A 21,799-nucleotide genomic window follows, 5' to 3' on the forward strand; every position below is an offset into this window, starting at 1 on the left:
TCGATTCTCGCACCGGGACCGTTTGTGTCCCTCGTCCCCGGGTAGTTCGGCGACAGGCCCGGTCGAGCGGGCAACGCGTCCTGCGGTGTCTCTCGCCGGATCGGATGAAAGGCGATGAGGAGATGGCCACCTTCAATACCAGCACGACTCGATGGACTCCGGTGCAGCTCGCCTCGATGGCGGTGGGCGCGCTCTTCCTGCTGGTGGGCGTGCTCGGGTTCATTCCGGGCATCACCACCGACTACGACATGATGGAATTCGCCGGCCATGAATCCCATGCGGAACTGCTCGGGATCTTCCAGGTGTCGGTGCTGCACAACATCGTTCACCTGCTCTTCGGCGTGGCAGGGCTGATCGCCGCCCGCACGCTGTCCGCGTCGCGGGCCTTCCTGATCGGCGGCGGTGTCATCTACCTGATCCTGTGGATCTACGGCATGGTCATCGACAAGGCCGACGACGTGAACTTCGTGCCGGTCAACAGCGCCGACGACTGGCTGCACTTCGTGCTCGGCGCGGGCATGGTCGCGCTGGGTGTGGCGCTGCCGCGCTTGAAGAACACCACGACCCTGCGCTGACCTCCTGGAAAGGTGACGGCCGCCCGTATGCGCAGCGGGCGGCCGTCCCGTGTCAGGGCCGGGCGCGCCGCGCCGCGACCAGGCGCACCGTGCGCGCCGTCAGCACGGCGATCGCCAGCACAGCCGCCGTCACGAGCCAGAGGACGAGCGCGGGCATCACATAGAAGACATGAAGATGGCCGCCCGCACGTCCCGCGAACACCAGGCCCGCCAGCCACGGCAGAAAGAGCAAGAGCGCCAAGGGAATCAGCAGTATCGACAGGCGGAGCACGAGCCACCGGACCCCTGGATCCGAGGGTGACCGATACACCCGAAGCCAGGGGATTCTCACGCTCATCCGCCCGTCCGCGTGGCGCGCGGCCCAGGTCCGGGCTCGCAGCACGCCGCGCACCCCGAGCACGATCGTGCCGAGCGTCAGCACCGCGAGCGCCCAGTCCGTGTAGATGCCGGCCGGCCGCCGGACATCGGGCGAACGGCCCGCGACGAGCTCGGCCAGGCCGTCGGCGATGATGCCCGGATCGTCCTCGATCGCCATGCCGGTATTGGCGAGAACGGCTATGCCGTACCCGGATTCGGGTAGCAGCAGCTGTTCGGCGGTGTAGGTGAACCAGTCGCCGTTGTGCTCGAGCCGCATCGATCCCTCGTCGGATCGCTGCTGCCACCAGCCCATTCCGTAGTCGCTGACAGACGAGGGCGTGTGCATGGCGGTCATCGCGGCGGTGGAGACGACGCGACGGCCGTCCGGGGCAGTGCCGTCGTTGTTCTGCGCGATCAGCCAGCGTGCGAGATCGCCGGCGGTACTGAGCACGCCGTGGCTGCCACCCACGAACCACTCGGGCTCGCCGACAGCGAAGGCCGTGCCGTAGGCGCGGATGTGGCCGCGCGGCAGTTCTTTCGCGTCCTGTGCGGTGTCGACGGTGGTGCTGTCGTTCATGCCGAGCGGCGAGAAGACCTGTCGGCGAAGGTAATCGGCGTAGGGCTCGCCGCTGACCACCTCCACGATGCGGGCGACGACCTGGTAATTCGGGTTGTGGTAGTGGAATTCGGTTCCGGGGTCGGAGGCCAGGTCCGCGCTGTGTAACCGCTCGACCGCGCCGGTCAGCGAATCGGCCTGCGGCAGGCGGAGGTCCGGGAAGGCGGTGTCCGACATGCCGGAGGTCTGATTCAGCAGCTGCCGCACCGTGATTCGCTCACCGCGCGGATCGGCGGTGCGGAAATCCGGGAGATAACGCGGCACCGGTGCGTCCAGCTCCACCGTGCCCGCGTCGACCAGCTGCATGAGGGCCAGCGCGGTCATGGATTTGCTCAGCGAGGCGATCGGCATGCGGGTCGTGGCGGTGACCGCGGCCCCGGTGGAATCGTGACCGTAGCCCGCCACGTGCACCACCCGCGTGCCGTGCGTGATCGCGACCGCGGCTCCGGGCAGTCCCGACTTCGACAGGTACGCCGACATATACCGATCCACCGCGGCCGGATCCACTCCGGGCGCGGCGGCACCCACCGCGATCGACGACAGTCCCAGCACCAGCGCCGCCAGCACCAGCGCACCGACCCTGGCGACGACAACGGCCGCCCGCAGGACTACGGACGGCCGTCGCACTGCTGAACCGATCAGGCGTCGAGTTCGGCGAGCACCTCGTTCGAGATGTCGATATTGGTGTAGACGTTCTGCACGTCGTCGGAGTCCTCGAGGGCGTCGACGAGCTTGAACACCTTGCGCGCGAGATCGGCGTCGGCGGCCACGGAAACCGAAGGCATGAAGCCGGATTCGGCCGAGTCGTAGTCGATGCCGGCCTGCTGCAGCGCGGTGCGCACCGGGATCAGGTCGGTGGGCTCGGAGATGATCTCGAACTGGTCGCCCAGGTCGTTGATCTCCTCGGCGCCGGCGTCGAGCACGATCTCCAGGAGGTCGTCCTCGCTGCGGCCGTTCTTGTCGAGGGTGACAATGCCCTTGCGGGAGAACAGGTACGACACCGAACCGACGTCGGCCATATTGCCGCCATTGCGGGTCATGGCCACGCGCACCTCACCGGCGGCGCGGTTGCGGTTGTCGGTGAGGCATTCGATCAGCACCGCAACACCATTGGGGCCGTAGCCCTCGTACATGATGGTCTGCCAGTCGGCGCCGCCGGCTTCCTCACCGCCGCCGCGCTTGCGGGCGCGCTCGATATTGTCGTTGGGGACCGAGGCCTTCTTCGCCTTCTGGATGGCGTCCCACAGCGTCGGGTTACCGTCCGGGTCTCCACCGCCGGTCCGGGCCGCCACCTCGATGTTCTTGATCAGCTTCGCGAAGAGCTTGCCCCGCTTGGCATCGATCGCAGCCTTCTTGTGCTTGGTGGTGGCCCATTTGGAGTGGCCGCTCATTCCCTACTTCCTCGGTTCAGGGGGCTCGACGGTTCCGGGGAACCGCGTGCCCGCGGACGGACAGCGGGCCCCAGTCTACTGCGACGTGTGATTCACATTTCAGACACCGGCGCGCGGGCGCACCACGGTGTCCACGAACAGCTTGTGCACGCGCAGGTCCCCGGTCACCTCGGGGTGGAAGGACGTGGCCAGCACATTGCCCTGCCGGACGGCGACAATGCGGCCCTCGGCCGGGCCGGACGGGACGCGCGCGAGCACCTCGACGCCGTCGCCGGCGCGCTCCACCCACGGGGCGCGAATGAACACCGCGCGCACCGGATCATCCAGTCCGGTGAAGGGCAGATCGGTTTCGAAGGAGTCCACCTGGCGGCCGAAGGCATTGCGGCGCACCGTCATATCGATGCCGTGCAGCGGCTGCATATCCGGGCGGGTGTCGAGCACCTCGGAGGCCAGCAGGATCATGCCCGCGCAGGAACCGTAGGCGGGCAGCCCGTCGCGCAGGCGCTGCTTGAGCGGCTCGAGGAGTTCGAACACCTCGAGGAGCTTGGAGATGGCGGTGGATTCTCCGCCCGGAATGACCAGACCGTCGATGGCCGCCAGCTCGGATTCGCGCCGCACCGGCACCGCCTGCGCGCCACACGCGGTCAGCGCATGCACGTGTTCGCGCACGTCACCCTGTAATGCCAGCACACCAATCGTCGGAGTCACGCCTGTGATCCTACGATTCGGCGGTGGTGTGGCCCTGCTCACCCAGGCCGTCAAGGTTCCGTCAGGACAGATGACCAGGTGTCCGGTCGAGGATGAGACTCGCCCCTTGTGACCGAAGTTCTGCCGCAATCCGGACCCGGTTCGACCCCGGACGTTCCGCATTCTCCCGGCGCTGCGACCACCGGCCCCGGCGCACACTTCGCCGAAACCGGAAGCGCCGCATCCGCGACCCACACCCTCGACCCCGGCGGCCACGGGCTCAAGGTCTCCACCGGACTGGCCGGACTCTCGCTCGACGCCATGGCCTCGGTCTCCTACGGCCCGGAAGCCATCGTGCTGGTGCTGGCCGCGGCGGGCGCGGCCGGACTGGGCTTCACGCTGCCGGTGACCGCCGCGATCGTGGTGCTGCTGGCCGTATTGATCGCCTCGTATCGGCAGGTCATCGCTGCGTTCCCGAACGGCGGCGGCGCGTACGCGGTCGCGAAGGAACGGCTCGGCCACCGCACGAGCCTGGTGGCGGCGGCCTCGCTCATCGTCGACTACGTGCTGAATGTGGCGGTGTCCATCGCGGCGGGCGTGGCGGCGCTGACCTCGGCGTTCCCGCAACTGCTGCCGTACACGGTGGGGATCTGCCTGGCGATCCTGGTGGGCGTCACGGCGCTGAATCTGTATGGCATCCGGGAGAGCGCCCGCGCGTTCATGGCGCCCACGGTGGTGTTCGTGCTGGGCATTTTCGCGGTGATCATCGGCGGCCTGCTGCGCTCGGAACCGGCGAGCATGGCCACCGGCGCGGCGGTCGTCACCGACGCGCACACCATCGGAATCCTGTTGCTGCTCAAGGCTTTCTCCAGCGGATGCGCGGCCCTCACCGGCGTGGAGGCCATCGCCAACGCGGTCCCGAGTTTCGCCCAGCCGAAGGTGCGGCGCGCACAGCGCGCCGAGGTGGCCCTGGGCGTCCTGCTGGGCGCGATGCTGCTCGGCCTGGCCACCCTGATCGAGAAGTTCGAGATCCACCCGATCGAGGGCACCACCGTGCTGTCCCAGCTCACCGAGGCGGCACTGGGGCACGGAATCGGTTACTACATCGTGCAATTCGCGACAGTGATCCTGCTGGCCCTGGCCGCCAACACCTCCTACGGCGGCCTGCCGACCCTCACCAAGATCCTGGCCGACGACAACTGTCTCCCCCACCGCTTCGCCGTCACCTCCCCCCGCCAGGTCTACCGCTTCGGCGTTGTGGCCCTGGGCATTTCGGCAGCCGTCCTGCTGATCGCCTCCGAGGGCAATATGAACGCCCTGGTCCCCCTGTTCGCCATCGGCGTCTTCGTCGGCTTCACCATCGCTCAGGTCGGCATGGTCCGCCACTGGCTGGCCACCCGCGCCCCCGGCTGGCAATGGCGTATCACCCTCAACGGCTTCGGTGCGGCCCTGACCTTCGTGGCCGCGATCGTCACCACCGCCATGAAATTCACCGAGGGCGCCTGGCTGATCGTGGTGGTCCTCCCCCTGCTGGTCCTGGCCATGGAGCGAATCCGCAAGACCTACAATCGAATCGAAGGCTGCCGCGGCGCAGGCGGCGTCCCCGCCGAACCCCGCCCCACCGACACCGCCATCGTGGTCCCGATCTCCGAGGTCTCCGAACTGAGCCGCGAAGCCCTCTCCGCCGCCATGTCCCTGGGCCGCGACGTGACTGCCGTCCACGTCTGCCTCCCCGGCGAAAACCTCACCCTCTTCACCAAGGAATGGGAAGCCTGGCACCCCGACGTGCAATTGATCCTGCTCGAAGACGGCGACACCACCGTAGGCGGCCCGGTAGCCCGCTACATCCGCGACAATTTCACCGACCGCCGCAAGGTTGTGGTCATCGCCGAAATCGAACCCCCAGCAGGCTGGAACCACCTACTCCCCAGCCACCGCAGCGACGAACTCGAACGAGTCCTGCGCAAGATGCCGGACACGGTGGTCTGCCACCTGCGGGTGCAGACAGCCTGATCGGGCCCTTGCGGGCGGCTTGCGGTCCGCTTGTGGGCCTGGTGGATGCGATTGCCGCCGTGGGGTTTTCGAGGCACTCTGGCCTGCGGGAACAGTCGAACGGGGGGGATGTCATGCGACGAGGGTGGGCTGTGGGGCCGATGGCTGTGCTGAGCGCGGTCGCCCTGTCCGGTTGTCAGGATCCGAACAGGTACAAGCCGCCGTATTCACCGGATATGCCGGTTCCGTGCCGGTACACCCTGGACTTCGCCGACGCCGCGCTCGAGCGATTCGCGGGCGCGTTGTATTCCGCGGCGGTGCAGCCGGTGGCGGCGCGCGGAACCGGTTCCGATGGAATCGATTACGTCGACTCCGGACTCGACGGCAGGTATGCCCGGCTCGAATGCACCGCCACCTACGCGGCCGCCGCCGGCACCGCGACGACCGCTGCGGAACGGACGGTGACCATCGTCTATCGGCGGTATCTGCACCTCTCCGAGTACGAATCGGAGCAGGCTCAGCAACCGGAGGACTCGGTCGCCGCCGCGCGGGCGGCGATGGCGGCGTGGCTCGGCACCGTCGCCGGCTCCGACCGCACCGATGTGACGGCCGTCCACGGGGTCGGTGAAGAGGCGTACCAGTGGCCGGAGCAGCGAGATCTGGTGACCGCGTTCCGATTCCGCAAACAGAACCTGTGGGTGACCATCAGGCTCAGCGGCAAGGACGGCGATCCGGCGAATCCCGCAGGGCGGGCGGTGACCGATCCGGAGTGGACCACCGACGTGGTGTCGATCGCCCGCGCGATCGACACCGTCATCCCGCAGCGGTGACTCAGTTGGTGCCCGGCGGGAAGGACTGGCCGGGCTCGCGCAGGGTGCGGATCAGACCCTCCTGGACGACGACCGCGACCAGTTCGCCGCGCTGGTTCCAGATGCGGCCGGCGGTGAGGGCGCGGCCGAAGCCGGCCGAGGGCGACTGCTGGTCGTAGAGCAGCCAGTCGTCGGCGCGGAAGGAGCGCAGGAACCACATGGCGTGATCCAGGGAGGCGTTCTGGGTGGGCTCGTCCGGGTGGATGACCTTGGAGGAGCCGAGCAGGGTCATGTCGCTCATGTAGGCGAGGGTGCAGACGTGGAACAGCGGGTCGTCGGGGAGTTCGTGGCGGTAGCGGAACCACACCTGCTGCTGGGCGGCGAGGCCGTCGCGGCGGGCCACGTCCTCCTGCGGGATGGTGCGGATGTCCCAGTGCTCCCATTCGCGCATGGCCCACAGGCGTTCGGGGCTCATGGAGGTCCGGGCGTCGGGCAGGTCGAGCGGTGGCGGGACGACCGGCATCTCGTCCTGGTGTTCGGGGCCTTCGTCGCCGACGTGGAAGGAGGCCGACATGGTGAAGATGGCCTCGCCGTTCTGGACGCCGGTCACGCGGCGGGTGCAGAAGGAGCGGCCGTCACGGATGCGGTCGACTAGGTAGACGGTCGGCTCCACCGGATTGCCCGGCCGCAAGAAGTACCCGTGCAGCGAGTGCACCTGGTAGTGCGGGTCCACGGTGCGCACGGCGGAGACCAGCGCCTGTCCGGCGACCTGCCCGCCGAAGGTGCGGGGCAGCTGTGTCTTCGTGGACGCGCCACGGAAGATGTCCCGCTCGATCTGCTCGATTTCGAGGGCCTCTTCGATCGTCGCCATGCACCGTCCCTTTCCGGATTGTCGGGCTCAGGCTAACAACCGGTCGCCGCCCGCAGCCGCGCGACCTGCCAGAACCCGGCCGGCAGCGGCTGTCCCGGCAGGCCGTTCGCGCCCGGTCATCGCGACCGCCGGAAAGTCGATCATGATGGAGCCGTGCCCGAGTTCACGCCTCTCACACCGGATTCCCTCGCCGCGCAGGTCGCCGAGCGTGCCGACGGCCACGGGTTCGCGGTGGTGGGGATCGACGGTGCGGACGCCGCCGACCCGGTGACCTTCGCCGAGGCGGTGGCCGGGCACATCCGCGATCGGGGCGGGGCCGCCGAGGTGGTGTCGGTACACGATTTCATCCGCCCGGCCTCACTGCGATTCGAATACAGTCGCGACGACGAATTCGATTACCGCACGGCCTGGTTCGATTACGCGGCTCTCGAACGTGAAGTCCTGCAGGCACTTCGGCAGCGCGGTGAATGGCTACCCGCGCTGTGGAACGAGCGCACCGATCGCTCCGCACGGGCCCGCATCCGCACGGCCGCACCCGGCACGGTGCTCGTGGTGGCCGGTCCCATGCTGCTGGGGCGCGGGCTGGACTTCGATCTCACCGTTGAACTGCGCATGTCCGAGGCCGCCTTGCGACGCAAGACCGATCCGGCCGACGCGTTCACCCTCACCGCACTGCGCACCCACCGCGACAACCACGGCGAACAGGCCGATCTGGTGGTGGCGTGGGATCACCCCCGCCGTCCCGCGCTGCGGCGCTGACACCGGCTCGAAGGCCCGGCCCGCGCGACCTCGGGCCGACGACGTGGTCGCAGGGTGGTAGAACCGTTGCGATAGTCGAACTTTCGAGGGGGGTGCGCGAGAGCATGCGCCAAGTCCGAACCATCGAGCTGATTCCGGGCCGGCTGTCCGCGCGGGTGTTCGCCGGGCAGGCACCGGGAGGCAAGGACGTCTGGTGTTATGCCAGTGCCGGATTGGAGCGGGTGGGTCAGCGAGAGATCGTCTTGCAGATCGCGCGCCATCGCGGGGACACCGAGGACGCCTCCAACACACCGGATTTCCCGTTCTGGGTCATGCGGCAGGCGCATCGTGAAGCCGAGGCGGGCAAACCGCTCGACGCCGGCGCCCGGCTTGCGGTCCCCGGTTCCGAAGCGGGACACGGCATTACAGGCTTCCTGCTCGAGGAGCATCCGGATGCCGCGCCGCTGTACCCGGACAGCGCGACACCGATCCTGGCCGTGCCGTTGGTCGGTGACGAATACCAGGTGGCCGACGTGTACGGGCATGCCCGGCTGCTGGCGCTGCTCGGCGCGCAGGAGCGGCTGTTCCCCTATCCCGCGTACTTCACCCGGCGGCGCAAATCCGTCGTCGACTACGAAACGCTGCGCGCCGCAACGGTTCTGGCCCGTATGGCCATGACGCACACGCCGTGGATCGAGGTCGCGGGCAGCGGCACCGAACTGCGGGTGACCGTGCTGCCGGAGCGGGCCGGCTGGTTCGCCTGGCTGCTGCGCGAACACGGTCCACGCGGAATCACCGTGCTGACCGCCGCCACTCACAGCACCGCAGCGCACCGCTACATCTGGACCCGAGACGGCGCACCGAGCGCCATCGGCGTCAATGGCATTCCGATCGCGGGCAATTCCCTCGTGGCGGGCAATTTCCTCGTTCTGGTCGTCACCGACGGCCAGTCGAGCACCAACAGGATGGAAGACGGCTTCGGCCTGGTCCTGTCCCCCGCCGACCGCGATCAGATCTCCGCCGCACTCGAATCCGGCCGCGAATACCGCCACCGCACCGGCCCGGCCGATCTCGTCATCGGTACCGGCTCGATCGGCCACGACTCCCCCTTCGGGGCCTACGCCGCCCCCGACACCTTCCGCCGTCACGAGCCGCCCACCGCGGCCGCAGCACCCGCGCACGCCGGACCTCCACCCGAACCCTCGTCATCCCACCCCGATTCCGCGCCGGCCAAGCGGCGCGGATTCTGGTCCCGCTCCGATCGAGCCGCCGGACCGCAACCGTCTTTGCCCCCGCCTCCGCCGCTGCACCACCCCGATGCCCCCGCCCGGTTCACCGCTCATCCAGACAGCCGACCGTACTGGCAGGGCCCGCAACCCCCGGCACACACTTCCGGGCCGGAACTCGGCGCATTGCCGCCCTGGTTGCCGCCCGCACCGGCCCCCGCGCCACAGCCTGACCCGGCCCAGCGGTATGCGCCGCGCGCGGTGGAGTTGAAGCAGATCGTGCTGGTGTCCGAGGAGGCGGCGTTCGCCGCCGAGATGCCCATGGATCGGATGGCGGCATTCTGTGACGAGATCACGCGGATCGTCGACGAGGGGGTGGCGGCCGCGACCGGGCACGATCTCGAGGAACTGGTCGTGGGCGTGGAATTCGCACCGGAGCGGCCGTTGCAGGTCAGTTTGGCCACCAAGGGCAGTTTTCCGAAGCCGTCGGCGCAGGCGCTGGTGAATCGGCTCGACGGGTTGAACCCGCCGCCGGTGCGGGAGCGGGTTCTCGCGTTCGAGGTGTGGTTCCGGGCGCGCGGATGAGGTGGCCGGCCTGCTGAGGCGTGCCGCCGCGGACGCGTTCACTCGACCGGCGGGAACTCCCGGATGTGCGTGTTGTGGAAGCTGGTGAACAGCCAGGTTCCGTTGGCGCGCACCGCGACTCGGGTCTGGATGGACTGCGGGACCGGGTCGGCGCGCGGGCCCGGTGGCATGGGGCGGTCGGTCACCGTGACCATGACGGCGGTATCCGGGGCCGGGTAGCGGATGGTGAGGGTCGTGGGTTCGGCCATGCGGGTGCCCTTCATGAAACCGTTCAGGCCCTCCTGCATCACCTCGGCGAGTTCGGTTCGGCCCCTGACGAATTCGCCGATGACCGAGACGAAGTCGGCGTCTTCGGTGAAGGTGGCGGCGAAAGCCTTGCCGTCACCGGCGGCTCAGGCAACCATTTGCGCGTGCAGCAGGGCGCGCAGGGCGGTGTCGGGGTTGGTGGGGATGGACATTGTGTTCACCTGTTCTCGCGGCGCATGCCCGCGTATTCGATCGTTGCGAAGGTGGCGACATAGAGGGCGCCGGCGTAGAGGAATGCCTTGCCCCAACCGGTCAGGGGCATGAGGTCGGTGCAGGTGAGCGCCATCATCGCCGGGGCCGACAGGGCGTTCACCGCAACCACGCCCAGCGCGGAGCGTTGCGTGATCACCCGGCCACGGGCGATCAGCAGCAGTGCGGCAGCACCTGCCAGCATGACCACCCCGATCGGTCTCGACCAGCCGATCGGCAGGCCCAGCGGCCCGTCCAGGACCGGCGCGGCGGCCAGCAGGAAGACGCCGAAAGCCGCTGTGCCCCAACCATCCAGGCGAAGGGAGGTGCGGAGCAGTCCGGCGTCGGCGGCAGGTGCTCGCCATAGTGTCGTTGCCATGGCGTCGACGCTTCCAGAGGCCGGTCATGGGCTCAATGACCTCGGAGGTCATGGAAGGCATCACCCCATGATCGATAGGCTGGCTCGGTGACGCGTTCGATCCAGGAGTCCCCGGTCGGCACGCTGCTGCGCGAGTGGCGGCAGCGGCGGCGATTGAGCCAACTCGATCTGGCCTTGACGGCCGAGACCTCCGCGCGGCACCTGTCCTGTGTGGAGACCGGCCGCGCCCAGCCCAGCCGGGCCATGGTGCTGAAACTGTGCGAGGCGCTCGAAGTGCCGCTGCGCGAACGCAATACGGTGCTGCTGGCCGGAGGCTTCGCCCCCGAATACCGGGAGCGCGGCCTCGACGACGCCGACATGGCTTCCGCGCGAGCGGCTTTGGCCACCATGCTGACCGCGCACGAACCGTATCCGGCGGTGGTGGTCGACCGGTACTGGAATGTGGTCACCACCAATCGCGCCATGGCCCTGTTCGAGGGCGCGGTGCCCGAACCCCTGCGCGACCTGCCGCCGAACGTGTATCGGCTGGCCCTGTACCCGGACGACGAGTCACCAGCCCGCATGGTGAACTACCGCGAGGTGCGAGAGATGCTGCTGGAGCGCCTGATCCAGCAGGTCCGCGCCACCGGCGACCCGATCCTGCGCGATCTGTACGACGAGGTCTCCGCCTACCCGTTCCCGGCGGATATCGAATCCGACTCCGCCACAATGCCGTCCACCCCGTTCGCGGTGCCGCTGCGTATCAGCACCCCGATGGGCGAGCTGCGCATGTTCAGCACCATGGTCACCTTCGGCGCACCGGCCGACGTCACCCTGTCCGAGCTCGCGATCGAATTGTTCTACCCCCTGGACGATTTCACCGCGGGTGCCCTGCGTCAGCTGTTCGAACTCGCCACCCGGCACGCCTCGGCGTCCGGGTGAGCGAGCCCGGCATCGTCACTCCCAGGCGCACAGCACGGCCGCGATATCGCGCACCAGATATCGCCCCGGTTTCCCGCCCGGTCACCACTCGCGGCGGCTGGGTTTGAAGGTCTCCGTGGGGAAGTCGTCGGGGCTGATGCGCGGCCCGCGCTCGGGTTCCTCCTCGCGGGCGGGCCAGTAGCGGCTGGCGTACTGTCCGCGGATGCGGCTCAGATCAGGTTCGTCCACATCGGTGATGCCGACCTGCAGCAGCATGAGCATGGTGACCATGCTGACCGCGATGATCAGCGGTGTCAGCAGTTGCCCGGCCTGCGCCCCGGACGGTGCCACGATGTGCTCGGCGATGTGGGCGCGCATGGAGAACATGCCCGTGTAGTGCATGCCGCACACCGCGATTCCCATGATCAGCGCCGCACCGATGGTGGCGAGCACCCCGCGCACGTGCAGCGCGAACCACAGCGCCGCGGTGGCCGCGACCACGGCGATCACCAGCGAGAGGAACACGATCCAGGGGTCGTACCGCACGGCCGCATCGGTTTTCATGGCGTACATGCCCGAGTAGTGCATGGCCCCCACCCCGAGACCGGTGATCGCCCCGCCCACCAGCAGGGCGAATACATCCCCGTGCTGATGTACGACGATGGACAACCCCATCCACACCACCAGCATGGCGATGGCCGCGCTCAGCAGTGTGATGGGGATGTTGTAGCGAATGGTGGTCTGCTGCACCGAAAACCCCAGCATCGCAATGAAATGCATGACCCAGATCCCGGTGCCGCCGAGGGCGATGGCGCCGGTGGCGATCCAGCCGCCGTGCCCGTTTCCATTGCGCGCCCGCACCATACAGCGTAGCGCCAGCAACGAACCGGTGACGGACATGATGTAGGCCAGGGTGGGGGTCAGCCAGCCGTAGGTGAACTGGTCAATCTCCAGCATGCGGGCTCCTTGCCAGAAGGCTTCGCGTCGACAGAGTCACCGGTACTCGAGCCGAACATAGCCAGGAACCGCCAGGTAGTAAATTTGCCGCAGCACAATCCTGGAAAATTAGCTGAGTTTGCTGCCGGTCATCCGCGCAGGTAGCGGACGCGTAGCCGGATCAGCCCGGAATCGCCGGTTCGTGTATGCGTCCCTTGACGTTCAGCACCCCACCCGCAACCCACCGCCCGCGCGCTAGGGACTTATGGCACAAGAAAACCGCCGGACAGCCTCGAAAGGCCATCCGGCGGTTCGACGTTCGGCGCTTACCAGCCGCGCTCGGCAGCGACTACCAGCCGCGCTCGGCGAGGCGGTGCGGCTGCGGGATCTCCTCCACATTGATGCCGACCATGGCCTCGCCCAGACCGCGCGACACCTTGGCCAGCACGTCCGGGTCGTCGTAGAAGGTGGTGGCCTTGACCACGGCGGCGGCACGCTGGGCCGGGTTGCCCGACTTGAAGATGCCCGAGCCGACGAACACGCCCTCGGCGCCGAGCTGCATCATCATGGCGGCGTCGGCCGGGGTGGCGATGCCACCGGCGGTGAACAGCACGACCGGCAGCTTGCCGGTGGCGGCGACCTCACGCACGAGCTCGTACGGAGCCTGCAGTTCCTTGGCGGCCACGTACAGCTCGTCCTCGGGCAGCGACACCAGGCGGCGGATCTCGTCGCGGATCTTGCGCATGTGGGTGGTGGCATTGGAGACGTCGCCGGTGCCGGCCTCGCCCTTGGAGCGAATCATGGCCGCGCCCTCGGTGATTCGGCGCAGCGCCTCGCCCAGGTTGGTGGCGCCGCACACGAACGGCACGGTGAAGGCGAACTTGTCGATGTGGTTGGAGTAATCGGCCGGGGTGAGCACCTCGGACTCGTCGATGTAGTCGACACCGAGCGACTGCAGGATCTGCGCCTCGACGAAGTGGCCGATGCGGGCCTTGGCCATGACCGGGATGGAGACCGCATTGATGATGCTGTCGATCATGTCCGGATCGCTCATGCGGGAGACGCCGCCCTGAGCGCGGATGTCGGCGGGCACCCGCTCAAGGGCCATGACGGCGACGGCGCCGGCATCCTCGGCGATCTTGGCCTGCTCCACATTGACGACATCCATGATCACACCGCCCTTCAGCATCTCGGCCATGCCGCGCTTCACGCGGGCGGTGCCGATGGTGGATGTGGTGTCGGGCGTGGTCACGGCAAACTCCTGTGTCATCTGGGCCAATCGGATCGCTCGGATTCGAACACCCCGATTCTAGGCGTCGGCATCAGGCCACTTGATAGCCAGTCCGACACCACTGGACCGGTCACCGGCAGCCCAGTTGCCCAGATCACAGCGACGCGCGCAAAGCTCTTGCCGCAGCGGCTATTCCGCCGCAATCAGCAGTGCACTCCGATCTGGGTGAGCATGTCGTGCACGTCGACGTGCAGCCACTGCTCGGCGATCCGGAGGTCCTCGATGCGCAGAATGTCGACGCCCGCGAAGGCCACGCGGGTGCCCACGGGCGCCTGCGCGCCGACGAAACCACCCCCGTAGGTGCCGGTCGCGTGCCAGCGCCCGACCACGAAGGTGTCGTCGGCGATCGGGCCGATCTGGGTGGTGAAACGCAGATCGGGAAAGACCGCGCGCACATCGGAGATCCATTCGGCCAGTCCGGCCGGGCCGCGGATATCGCGCGCGTTCGCGCCGTCGAGCAGCGCCACGTGGACCGCGAAGCGGTCGTCGATCAGCCGCGGGGCGCCGTCCAGGTCACCGTTCCACAGTGTCAGCCACGGCAGCCAGAATGCGCGGTTGACGGCGTCGGTGGGGATCATGCGAGGCTCCTTGCCGGTGTTCCACTACCTCACTCTGGTTACGCACCGTAACTAGAGTGAGGTACTGTCGCAACAGCTGGGACACACGTCACGGCTACGCTGCGCAGACCGGCCACATCGAGCGGGAGGACCCGATGACGGAAACGGTTCAACACCCGCGAGCGCGTTTCAAGGCGCAGACCCGCGCCGAGATCAAGGACGCGGCGCTGGCACAACTCGCCGCGGGCGGCGTCGCCTCGATCGCGCTGCAGCGCATCGCCAAGGGGCTCGGCCTGTCGGGCCCGGCGCTCTACCGGTACTTCGACAGCAAGGACGCGCTGCTGACCGAGCTCATGCGCGACGCCTACACCGAATTCGCCACCGCCATCGAGGCCGCCGCCGTCCCGGCGGCCACACCGCGCGCCCGGCTGCGGGCCCTGGCGGTCGCCTACCGCGGCTGGGCGGTCACCCACCCCCATCGCTATCTGTTGATCCAGGGCGCGCCGCTGCCCGGCTACGACGCCCCCGCCGAGAGCCTGGCCCGGCTGCGCGCCGTGCTGGCGCACTTCCTCGACGTCTTCGAAACCGCCACTCCCGCAGTGTCATTGGACGCCTTGATCAGCCAGGCGGAGGACTGGTTGCGAGCCGGCGGACCGATGGCCGACTGGGTGGCGGCGCACTGCGCGACCCCGCGTCTCGGCGTCGCCCCGGCCGGGGTCCTGCTCACCTGGTCGATCATGCACGGCGTGGTCAGCCTCGAGACCGCGGGTCAGTACACCGGCCTGGGTCTCACCGGCGAGATGCTGCTCGATACCCAGATCACCGTTCTCGCAGACACTTTCGGCCTGCGCTGAACGGTCACGCCACCGGCGACAGCCGCAGCACCGTGCCCATGTGCCGGGTCAGCGCGGACGGCCCGAGGAATTCCACGCGCCCGGTGCGCACCGCGTGATGCAGCGGCACGCGACCCAGCCACACCTGATACAGCGTGCTCACATCCGAGGTGATGAGGACATCCACCGGGAAGCCCGGATCGGTGTCGCACACCGAGGCGTCGCCGGACTCCACCACGATCCAGTACCGCTTGGGCTCATCGGTGAACCGCACGCCCAGCACCTGCCGTTTGCCCGGGAACGAGGACGTGTCCAGCCGTGTGTGCATCCACCACACCAGCAGATCGGGATCCAGCTCCTCCGGCTCCGGATCGCCGAAGGTCCAGCGCGCACCCCACGCGCCCAGCCCGAACAGGATCGGTTCCAGCTCCCGCCCGGCCTCGGTGAGTAGGTAGCGGCTGCCCATCTTCTCCACCAGCCCGGCGCGCTCGAACCGGCGCAGCCGCTTCACCAGCAGGCTGCGCGACAGGCCCGGCAGGCCACGCGCCAGATCGTTGAATCGTGTTGTGCCGGTGAGCAGATCACGCATGATGAGCAGCGACCACCGCTCCCCGAGCAGGTCGAGCGCCCGCGAGATCGGACAGTACTGCCCGTAGCCGATGGTCTCGTTTTCCATTCTCACCTCGCAGGACAGGTCCATTATGCGGACCGGACAGGTTCAATTTCTGGACTATCGGGTTATCGCGGGCGTCCCTACCTTTCGAAACATGACGACTACCGCTCCTGAAAACACCCCCGCCACCGCCCTGGACCCGATCGCGGCGGCCGCCGCCATCGGCGCGGAACTCGCCGATGGCGTCGCCGATCGCGACCGCTCCGGCGAGCTCTCCACCGTCGCCTTCGATCTGCTGCGCACTGCCGGACTGTCCCGGGCGCTGGTGCCGGCCGAATTCGGCGGCGGCGCGGTCACGCACGCCGAAATGGGCGAGATCCTGCGGGAACTGGGCCGCCACGATCCCTCCACGGCGGTGGCCTTCGCCATGCACTCGCATCTGGTGGCCACCCAGCTGTGGCGGCACAAGCACGGCATGGACGCCAGCGGAATCTTCCAGAAGGTCGCGGCCGGAGCCATTCTGGTGAGCACCGGCGCCTCGGACTGGGTGGAATCCAATGGCCGGGTCGTGCGGGTGGACGGCGGCTACCGGGTGAGCGCGCGCAAGATGCCCGCCAGCGGGTGCGAGGCCGGGACCGTGGTGGTGACCAGCCTGCGCTGGGACGACGCCCCCGATGGTCCGCAGGTGCTGCACTGCGCGATTCCGTTCGCCTCCCCCGGGGTGAGCATCGACAAGACTTGGAACACACTGGGTTTGCGGGCCAGCGGCTCGCACACGGTGGTGTTCGAGGACGTGTTCGTGCCCGATGCGGCGGTCTCGCTGATCCGGCCGGCCGATGTGTGGCCGCCGATCCTGAATGTGGTGATCGGTGCGGCCATGCCGCTGGTCATGTCGGCGTATCTCGGAATCGCCGACAGCGCTGTGGAATTGGCGACGTCGCTGGCGGCGCAACGCGAGGCCGCGCATCTGGTGAGCCTGGTGGGTGAGATGGCGAATGCGCACACCACCGCCGCCGATCTCATCGATGCCATGTTCAGCGAGTCCGATGATCTGCGTTTCGCCAATACCGACGCGCACGCGGCCCGCATTCTCAGCCGCAAGACCGTCGCGGCGGACGCCTTGATCCAGACGGTGCGGCTGGCCATCGAAATCGTTGGCGGACTGGGATTCTCGCGCGACTACCCCCTGGAAATGTGGTACCGCGACATCCACGGCGCGCTGTTCCATCCGCTGCCGCGGGCCAAGCAGCTGCGCTTCACCGGGCACGTGCTGCTGGGCAACACTCCCCTGGGCTGAATTCCGTTCGGCTCCAGCCAGACTCGCTCAATACCAGCCGTTGGCCTGCCAGAACACCCACGCGTCATTGGGACTGCCGTAGCGCTGGTTCATATAGTCGTAGGCCCAACGGATCTGGGTGACCGGATTGAACGGCCAGTCCAGCCCGTGCGTGGACATCTTGTGTCCCGGCAGGGCCTGCGGCAGACCGTACGCGCCGCTGACGGGGTTGACGGCGAAGGTGTTCCAGCCGCTCTCCCGCTCGATGATGGCGTCGAAGGCCAGGAACTGGTCGGGCGGGACCATGGCCAGGGCAATGGCCCGGGGCGTGAGGGTGTACAACCCGAAGAGCGCGCCCACGCCGAGCCCGGCCAGTCCCGACAGCGACAGCGCCGCCGACTCGCGGTCGTCCTCGCAGTCGAGCCCGCAGTCCGCTTCCGCGGTCGCGGCGGCGCAGACCGCCATGGCGGTGGCCACTGTCAGGACGACGGCGAATTTACCGACGCACCGAATCCCCCGCACAATCGAGTGCGGCATGACCGACTCATTCCTTTCACGTCGACGGCGTTAGTCGCGAAACCGGTGAAATCAGAAAGAGCAAATCATTGGTTAATCAGAAAGGAGAGCATTCCATTCGGCGTGTCGGCGTCCAGTTATCCTTCGAGCGGCGCGATCACCAGCAGCGTCGCCCAATATTCGGCGGCCGACGGACCCAGGTACGGCATCAGGAAGTCGTACAGCAGATATGACACGAGAAACACTCACCTCCACACAGGGTCCACCGCATCCGGTACACGGCAAACCGCGTCCGACCCTAGTGGAGATGAGCGTGTTTCACATCCGCTCGGGGAATTTCCGAGACGACGCTGATCGGAGGGCGTGCACGCGCGGGAGTACGCGCTCGGCAATCCGCTCGGTGTATTCGATCGGATCGCGATCGGGCATCAGGTCGAAGTCGAAATACCCAGGGCGGAATACCGTTGGACTCGACGAGGCTCGGATCCTGGGCCCACTCCTGTCGGGATGTCCCCCGTCCTCAGCTGAGCTTATAGACGTACCGACTGGTCGGGACGATGTCCAGGTCGAGGTGCGCGCCGAAGCTGACCACGCTCTCCATCAATCGCGTGATGCGCCGCTGCAATTCGGCATCGTCGCCGCCGCTGCCGTAGAACTCGTGCGGGCTGGCCATGGCCGCCATCGGGAACAGCTCCTCGACCAGGGCATCCACCCGTTTACCCGGGGTGATCGCCTCGGCCACGGTGTTCTGCACGTAGCCGAAGGTCGCCTGCGTTTCGATGGCGACCGGCGTGTGCAGGTCGTGCCAGCGGTGCAGCCACTCCTCCCGGGTGAGGTCGGCCGGGATGCGCAGCAGCGCGACATTGGCGAGCGCATCGGTGCGCACCCCATCCTCGACCTGCGGCGGCACAATCGGCCGACGTTCGTCGACCATCCAGCCCTGCACCTCGTCGGCCACCGAACCCAGTGCGGCGGTGACGGTTTCGTGCCCACCCAGGGTGCGCACGCTCACGATCGCGGCGATCGGCTCCGCATAGGTGGTGTGGCGCAATTGCGCACCCGCCACCTCGGCGTCGCGCACATTCACCTGCAATTCGTACCCGCCGATATCGGCCAGTCGCCGCCGCAGTTCCGCACCGTGCAGCCACGCGTCCAGTCCCTCACCCCAGAGGGCGTACATCAGCTTCATTCCGAAGTCCTTGCCACAGATCACCATTGGTCGGCCCACGGTAACCGCGACACCCGCTCGAGCTGCCGATATTGCCGGATTCGTCCCGCCTATCGGACAGACGTCTCAGGATGTGCCGGAGCCCAGTCCGGGGAGCGGCCGAGCAGGGCCAGGACGGCGTCGAGCGTGGAGTCGCCGGACCAGGCGACAGCGGGCGCGAAGGCCGCGCCGGGGACGGTGCGCGACTTGTCGTCCGGGACGAACCGCGCGACGGGGAGCGCGAGCTTCAGGATCTCATCGCCGAAAGCGACTGTCGCGCCCAAGGTTCGGGCGACATCCCAGCTGTGCACGACATAGTCGATGAAGTGGAAGGTGACCGCCTGGGCGCCCGGAAATTCGAAGGCGGTGGTGAATTCCGGGAGCGGGAAGTTGCGGTCGAGGACATCGGGTTCGGCGAAGGCCGTGAGGACGTGCTCGGCGGCAGCGCGGTAGTCGGCGGCGGGATCGGGGCCGAGTGGGCGCGGATGCCACCGCTCCCGATCGCCCACCCCGCGCGCGGCGGCCGCGAATCCGTAGTGCTGGGCGATCATGTGGGCGAGCAGGTCGTCCAGCGTCCAACCCGCGCACGGTGTCGGCTTCGTGAGATCAGCCGGGGTGACGTGGGACGCGACCTCGACGGAGGTTTCGACTACACGAGCATGCAAAGCGATGAGATCTATTCCGGCAATGAGGGATTCGAAGTTCTTCGAGGTGGTGGATTCAGTGGTCATCGTGGATCCTCTCGACATCCAGGCACCCAAATAGTGTGCATACGCCTATCGTAAGCACAGGCTTACTGTCTGTCGAGTAGTACTTTCTTTCCCATGCCGGAAGTGCAGCGCCCCGATCTCGCCGCGATGCTCGCGCCGCTGGGACGCGTCCTCATACAGGCGGAACTGCCTGTGCTCGAACGCAATGGGCTCAGCATGTGGGGTTATGCCGTGCTGCTCGGACTCGGCAACGAACCCGTCTACACCCAGGCAGCGCTCGCGAAGAAGATCAACGCGGATAAGACGCGGATCATCCGGGTGCTCGACGAACTACAGGAACGCGGGCTCATTCGCCGCGATCCGGATCCGGCCGATCGGCGGGCGCGGCTGGTGTCGCTCACCGCTGACGGCCGTACCGTTCGCGATCGGACACAGCGTGAAATTCAGGAGCAGGAGGAACAGGTGCTGTCCCTCCTGCCCGCCGCCGACCGGAAGGTCTTTCTGCGGTCGCTGCAACGACTGTCGGAAGGGATCCCCGCCCTCGGTGAGCCTGCATGAACTCGCCGAAACTCGGGCTGGTCAAGGCTGGTCCGCGGTCACCTGCCGGTGCTCGTACCAGATTGCCGGGACGACCGATCCGTTCGGCAACGTCTGCGCTCGCCGATCCTTTTCCGTCGCCCCGATCCTGTCGCAGATGCGCTGCACCGCCAGATTCGACTCGCTCGTACCGATTTCGACGGTGGTGACACCGGCGTCGTGGATCGCCTCGACCAGCGCGGCCACCGCTTCGCTCGCGTAGCCGGCGCGCCGGTGCCGTGGCCCGATCCACCAGCCGAGCGTGCGCGACGAGGCGTCGCCAGCGCTGGGGTGCACGGTCGCGCCACCCACCAGGGCCCCGTCCGACCACGCCTCTAACACGAGAAGCCCCGGAGTCGGATGCCCCGACCTGACGGCCTGCACCATTACCCGGGCAGTGCGTTCGGTCCACCCGTTCCCTGCGATCATCTCCGCATCGATCGTGGCGGCGAGTGCGACCGCGTCCTGCGGTACCGGCGGGCGCAGCAGCAGCCGTGCGGACTCGACCTTCCGCGGCACGTCATCGTGCGCCTTGATTGCCTTGTCGCAGAGCTCACTGACCCGCCACGCCCACAACCCACCCGCGACAAGCACAACGCCTACCGCGAGCGCCACCCATACAGCGATGACGAGTCCCCTCGCGGCGGGACTCGACACGACCGTCAACGCGATCCCGAAGACCACCGCCGGAGCCCCGACCGTCACTATCCAACTCGCCAGCCCGCGAGCGGCGGTACGCCAGGTTCCCTGCTGCAGCGCCGCTCTGACATACGTGATTCGCCACATGGGAAACATGCGCGAACCATATTCGATCTCAGCCGCGGATCGAAGGCGGAGCAGGCTAGCGTGGAGTCGTGGCCATGGCACGAGTCGGCGGTCTGGAGATCGCCTACGACCGGGTCGGCGAGGGGCCGCCCGTGGTGTTCCTGCACAGCGCAGGCGACGACGCCCGCATCTGGCGGCCGCAATATGACGCGCTGTCGGACGAATTCACCGTGGTGACCTGGGACGAGCCAGGAGCGGGCCGTTCCTCCGATCTCCCCGAATCGTTCGGCCTCATGGACTACGCACACTGTCTCGCCGCGGTGATGGACTCACTGCGGCTCGGACCGGCGCACATCGCCGGCCTCTCCTGGGGCGGCACCCTCGCCTTGGAGTTCTACCGTCGCCATCCGCACCTGGTGCGCACGTTGATCCTCGCCGACACCTACGCGGGCTGGAAAGGCTCCCTCCCCGCGGAGGAGGTACGAGCCCGCGTCGAGTCCGCGGGTCGGATGCTGGCCGCACCGCCCGGTGAGTTCGATCCGACCCCGCCCGGACTGTTCGCCGGCGAACCACCCGCCGCGTACGCACCGCTGCTCGACGCGATGGCGGCCGCCGCACGCCCGGACACCATGCGCAAACAACTGGCGCTGATGGCCGAGACCGACCAGCGGGACCTCCTGCCCACCGTGTCGGTGCCCACCCTATTGCTCTGGGGCGCACAGGATGTGCGCTCACCCCTGGCGGTCGCACGACAGTTCCAGGACGCGATCCCGCACGCCGAGCTCGTCGTGATCCCCGGCGCGGGACACCTCAGCAACCTGGAACGGCCCGACGAATTCAACCACGCCGTGCGCGCATTCTGCCGCGCCCACTCCTGAGTGGGTTGGCGTACCACTCC

23 protein-coding genes and 1 pseudogene are annotated in these 21,799 nt (G+C 67.9%); 10 read left to right on the forward strand and 14 right to left on the reverse strand.

Annotated features, from left to right (window positions below):
* Nucleotides 1–122 precede the first annotated feature (122 nt).
* Nucleotides 123–575: a DUF4383 domain-containing protein gene (locus H0264_RS28210; RefSeq protein WP_181580359.1), complete on the forward strand. Its 453-nt coding sequence runs from the start codon at nt 123–125 to the stop codon at nt 573–575.
* A gap of 52 nt (nt 576–627) precedes the next feature.
* Here H0264_RS28210 and H0264_RS28215 read toward each other — a convergent pair whose 3' ends face one another.
* The 3 genes from H0264_RS28215 to pdxT form a co-directional block, all read right to left on the reverse strand.
* Nucleotides 628–2,175 (reverse strand): serine hydrolase domain-containing protein, encoded by a 1,548-nt coding sequence (locus H0264_RS28215; protein ID WP_220139854.1) that lies wholly within the window; start codon nt 2,173–2,175, stop codon nt 628–630.
* 11 nt (nt 2,176–2,186) lie between these two features.
* Nucleotides 2,187–2,939 carry a YebC/PmpR family DNA-binding transcriptional regulator gene (locus H0264_RS28220; protein ID WP_181580360.1) on the reverse strand — a complete coding sequence of 251 codons (753 nt, stop codon included), beginning with the start codon at nt 2,937–2,939 and terminating at the stop codon, nt 2,187–2,189.
* A 99-nt stretch (nt 2,940–3,038) separates the two neighbouring features.
* A complete protein-coding gene (gene pdxT, locus H0264_RS28225; protein WP_231087337.1) occupies nt 3,039–3,656 on the reverse strand; it encodes a pyridoxal 5'-phosphate synthase glutaminase subunit PdxT in 618 nt (205 codons plus the stop codon).
* Between the two features lie 291 nt (nt 3,657–3,947).
* Between pdxT and H0264_RS28230 the strand changes: the two genes are divergently transcribed.
* The gene (locus H0264_RS28230) at nt 3,948–5,639 is read left to right on the forward strand and encodes an APC family permease (RefSeq protein ID WP_181585886.1); all 1,692 of its coding nucleotides are present in this window, start codon (nt 3,948–3,950) and stop codon (nt 5,637–5,639) included.
* Nucleotides 5,640–5,779: 140 nt separating this feature from the next.
* Nucleotides 5,780–6,448: a hypothetical protein gene (locus H0264_RS28235; protein ID WP_181580362.1), complete on the forward strand. Its 669-nt coding sequence runs from the start codon at nt 5,780–5,782 to the stop codon at nt 6,446–6,448.
* Between the two features lies 1 nt (nt 6,449).
* On the opposite strand, the gene H0264_RS28240 is transcribed toward H0264_RS28235, so the two are convergent.
* The gene (locus tag H0264_RS28240) at nt 6,450–7,298 is read right to left on the reverse strand and encodes an acyl-CoA thioesterase (RefSeq protein WP_181580363.1); all 849 of its coding nucleotides are present in this window, start codon (nt 7,296–7,298) and stop codon (nt 6,450–6,452) included.
* Between the two features lie 153 nt (nt 7,299–7,451).
* On the opposite strand from H0264_RS28240, the gene H0264_RS28245 reads away from it, so the two are divergent.
* Both H0264_RS28245 and H0264_RS28250 read left to right on the forward strand, forming a co-directional pair.
* Nucleotides 7,452–8,057, forward strand: coding sequence for a nucleoside/nucleotide kinase family protein (locus tag H0264_RS28245; protein WP_181580364.1), 606 nt, complete (start codon nt 7,452–7,454; stop codon nt 8,055–8,057).
* Between the two features lie 104 nt (nt 8,058–8,161).
* Nucleotides 8,162–9,847, forward strand: coding sequence for a hypothetical protein (locus tag H0264_RS28250; protein WP_181580365.1), 1,686 nt, complete (start codon nt 8,162–8,164; stop codon nt 9,845–9,847).
* A 38-nt stretch (nt 9,848–9,885) separates the two neighbouring features.
* Here the strand turns inward: H0264_RS28250 and H0264_RS28255 are convergent.
* Both H0264_RS28255 and H0264_RS28260 read right to left on the reverse strand, forming a co-directional pair.
* Nucleotides 9,886–10,227: pseudogene (locus H0264_RS28255) on the reverse strand (SgcJ/EcaC family oxidoreductase); the annotation flags it as partial.
* An 83-nt stretch (nt 10,228–10,310) separates the two neighbouring features.
* Entirely contained in the window at nt 10,311–10,721 is a 411-nt protein-coding gene (locus H0264_RS28260) for a hypothetical protein (RefSeq protein WP_181580366.1), read from the reverse strand.
* A gap of 87 nt (nt 10,722–10,808) precedes the next feature.
* Between H0264_RS28260 and H0264_RS28265 the strand changes: the two genes are divergently transcribed.
* Nucleotides 10,809–11,642 carry a helix-turn-helix domain-containing protein gene (locus H0264_RS28265; protein ID WP_220139855.1) on the forward strand — a complete coding sequence of 278 codons (834 nt, stop codon included), beginning with the start codon at nt 10,809–10,811 and terminating at the stop codon, nt 11,640–11,642.
* Nucleotides 11,643–11,723: 81 nt separating this feature from the next.
* Here the strand turns inward: H0264_RS28265 and H0264_RS28270 are convergent, their stop codons facing one another.
* The 3 genes from H0264_RS28270 to H0264_RS28280 all read right to left on the reverse strand — a co-directional run bounded on the left by H0264_RS28270 (nt 11,724) and on the right by H0264_RS28280 (nt 14,426).
* A complete protein-coding gene (locus tag H0264_RS28270; protein WP_181580367.1) occupies nt 11,724–12,578 on the reverse strand; it encodes an MHYT domain-containing protein in 855 nt (284 codons plus the stop codon).
* 328 nt (nt 12,579–12,906) lie between these two features.
* On the reverse strand, nt 12,907–13,827 hold the full coding sequence (pdxS, locus tag H0264_RS28275; protein ID WP_181580368.1) for a pyridoxal 5'-phosphate synthase lyase subunit PdxS: 921 nt from the start codon (nt 13,825–13,827) through the stop codon (nt 12,907–12,909).
* 164 nt (nt 13,828–13,991) lie between these two features.
* The gene (locus H0264_RS28280; RefSeq protein WP_181580369.1) at nt 13,992–14,426 is read right to left on the reverse strand and encodes an ester cyclase; all 435 of its coding nucleotides are present in this window, start codon (nt 14,424–14,426) and stop codon (nt 13,992–13,994) included.
* 134 nt (nt 14,427–14,560) lie between these two features.
* Here H0264_RS28280 and H0264_RS28285 point away from each other — a divergent pair, with 134 nt between their 5' ends.
* A complete protein-coding gene (locus H0264_RS28285; protein WP_181580370.1) occupies nt 14,561–15,259 on the forward strand; it encodes a TetR/AcrR family transcriptional regulator in 699 nt (232 codons plus the stop codon).
* Nucleotides 15,260–15,263: 4 nt separating this feature from the next.
* Here H0264_RS28285 and H0264_RS28290 read toward each other — a convergent pair whose 3' ends face one another.
* A complete protein-coding gene (locus tag H0264_RS28290) occupies nt 15,264–15,914 on the reverse strand; it encodes a winged helix-turn-helix transcriptional regulator (protein WP_181580371.1) in 651 nt (216 codons plus the stop codon).
* A gap of 91 nt (nt 15,915–16,005) precedes the next feature.
* On the opposite strand from H0264_RS28290, the gene H0264_RS28295 reads away from it, so the two are divergent.
* Nucleotides 16,006–17,148 carry an acyl-CoA dehydrogenase family protein gene (locus H0264_RS28295; protein WP_181580372.1) on the forward strand — a complete coding sequence of 381 codons (1,143 nt, stop codon included), beginning with the start codon at nt 16,006–16,008 and terminating at the stop codon, nt 17,146–17,148.
* 27 nt (nt 17,149–17,175) lie between these two features.
* Here H0264_RS28295 and H0264_RS28300 read toward each other — a convergent pair whose 3' ends face one another.
* The 3 genes from H0264_RS28300 to H0264_RS28310 form a co-directional block, all read right to left on the reverse strand.
* Nucleotides 17,176–17,664 carry an aggregation-promoting factor C-terminal-like domain-containing protein gene (locus H0264_RS28300; protein WP_181580373.1) on the reverse strand — a complete coding sequence of 163 codons (489 nt, stop codon included), beginning with the start codon at nt 17,662–17,664 and terminating at the stop codon, nt 17,176–17,178.
* Nucleotides 17,665–18,163: 499 nt separating this feature from the next.
* Nucleotides 18,164–18,832 carry an EthD domain-containing protein gene (locus H0264_RS28305; RefSeq protein WP_181580374.1) on the reverse strand — a complete coding sequence of 223 codons (669 nt, stop codon included), beginning with the start codon at nt 18,830–18,832 and terminating at the stop codon, nt 18,164–18,166.
* A gap of 89 nt (nt 18,833–18,921) precedes the next feature.
* Nucleotides 18,922–19,581 (reverse strand): TIGR03086 family metal-binding protein, encoded by a 660-nt coding sequence (locus tag H0264_RS28310; RefSeq protein ID WP_181580375.1) that lies wholly within the window; start codon nt 19,579–19,581, stop codon nt 18,922–18,924.
* A gap of 93 nt (nt 19,582–19,674) precedes the next feature.
* Here H0264_RS28310 and H0264_RS28315 point away from each other — a divergent pair, with 93 nt between their 5' ends.
* The gene (locus tag H0264_RS28315; RefSeq protein ID WP_181580376.1) at nt 19,675–20,118 is read left to right on the forward strand and encodes a MarR family winged helix-turn-helix transcriptional regulator; all 444 of its coding nucleotides are present in this window, start codon (nt 19,675–19,677) and stop codon (nt 20,116–20,118) included.
* A 21-nt stretch (nt 20,119–20,139) separates the two neighbouring features.
* On the opposite strand, the gene H0264_RS28320 is transcribed toward H0264_RS28315, so the two are convergent.
* On the reverse strand, nt 20,140–20,841 hold the full coding sequence (locus tag H0264_RS28320) for a GNAT family N-acetyltransferase (RefSeq protein ID WP_181580377.1): 702 nt from the start codon (nt 20,839–20,841) through the stop codon (nt 20,140–20,142).
* Nucleotides 20,842–20,996: 155 nt separating this feature from the next.
* Here H0264_RS28320 and H0264_RS28325 point away from each other — a divergent pair, with 155 nt between their 5' ends.
* Nucleotides 20,997–21,779 carry an alpha/beta fold hydrolase gene (locus H0264_RS28325; protein WP_181585888.1) on the forward strand — a complete coding sequence of 261 codons (783 nt, stop codon included), beginning with the start codon at nt 20,997–20,999 and terminating at the stop codon, nt 21,777–21,779.
* Nucleotides 21,780–21,799 lie beyond the last annotated feature (20 nt).

It is taken from the genome of Nocardia huaxiensis, from assembly GCF_013744875.1.
In the GTDB taxonomy this organism is placed as follows: Bacteria; Actinomycetota; Actinomycetes; order Mycobacteriales; family Mycobacteriaceae; genus Nocardia; species Nocardia huaxiensis.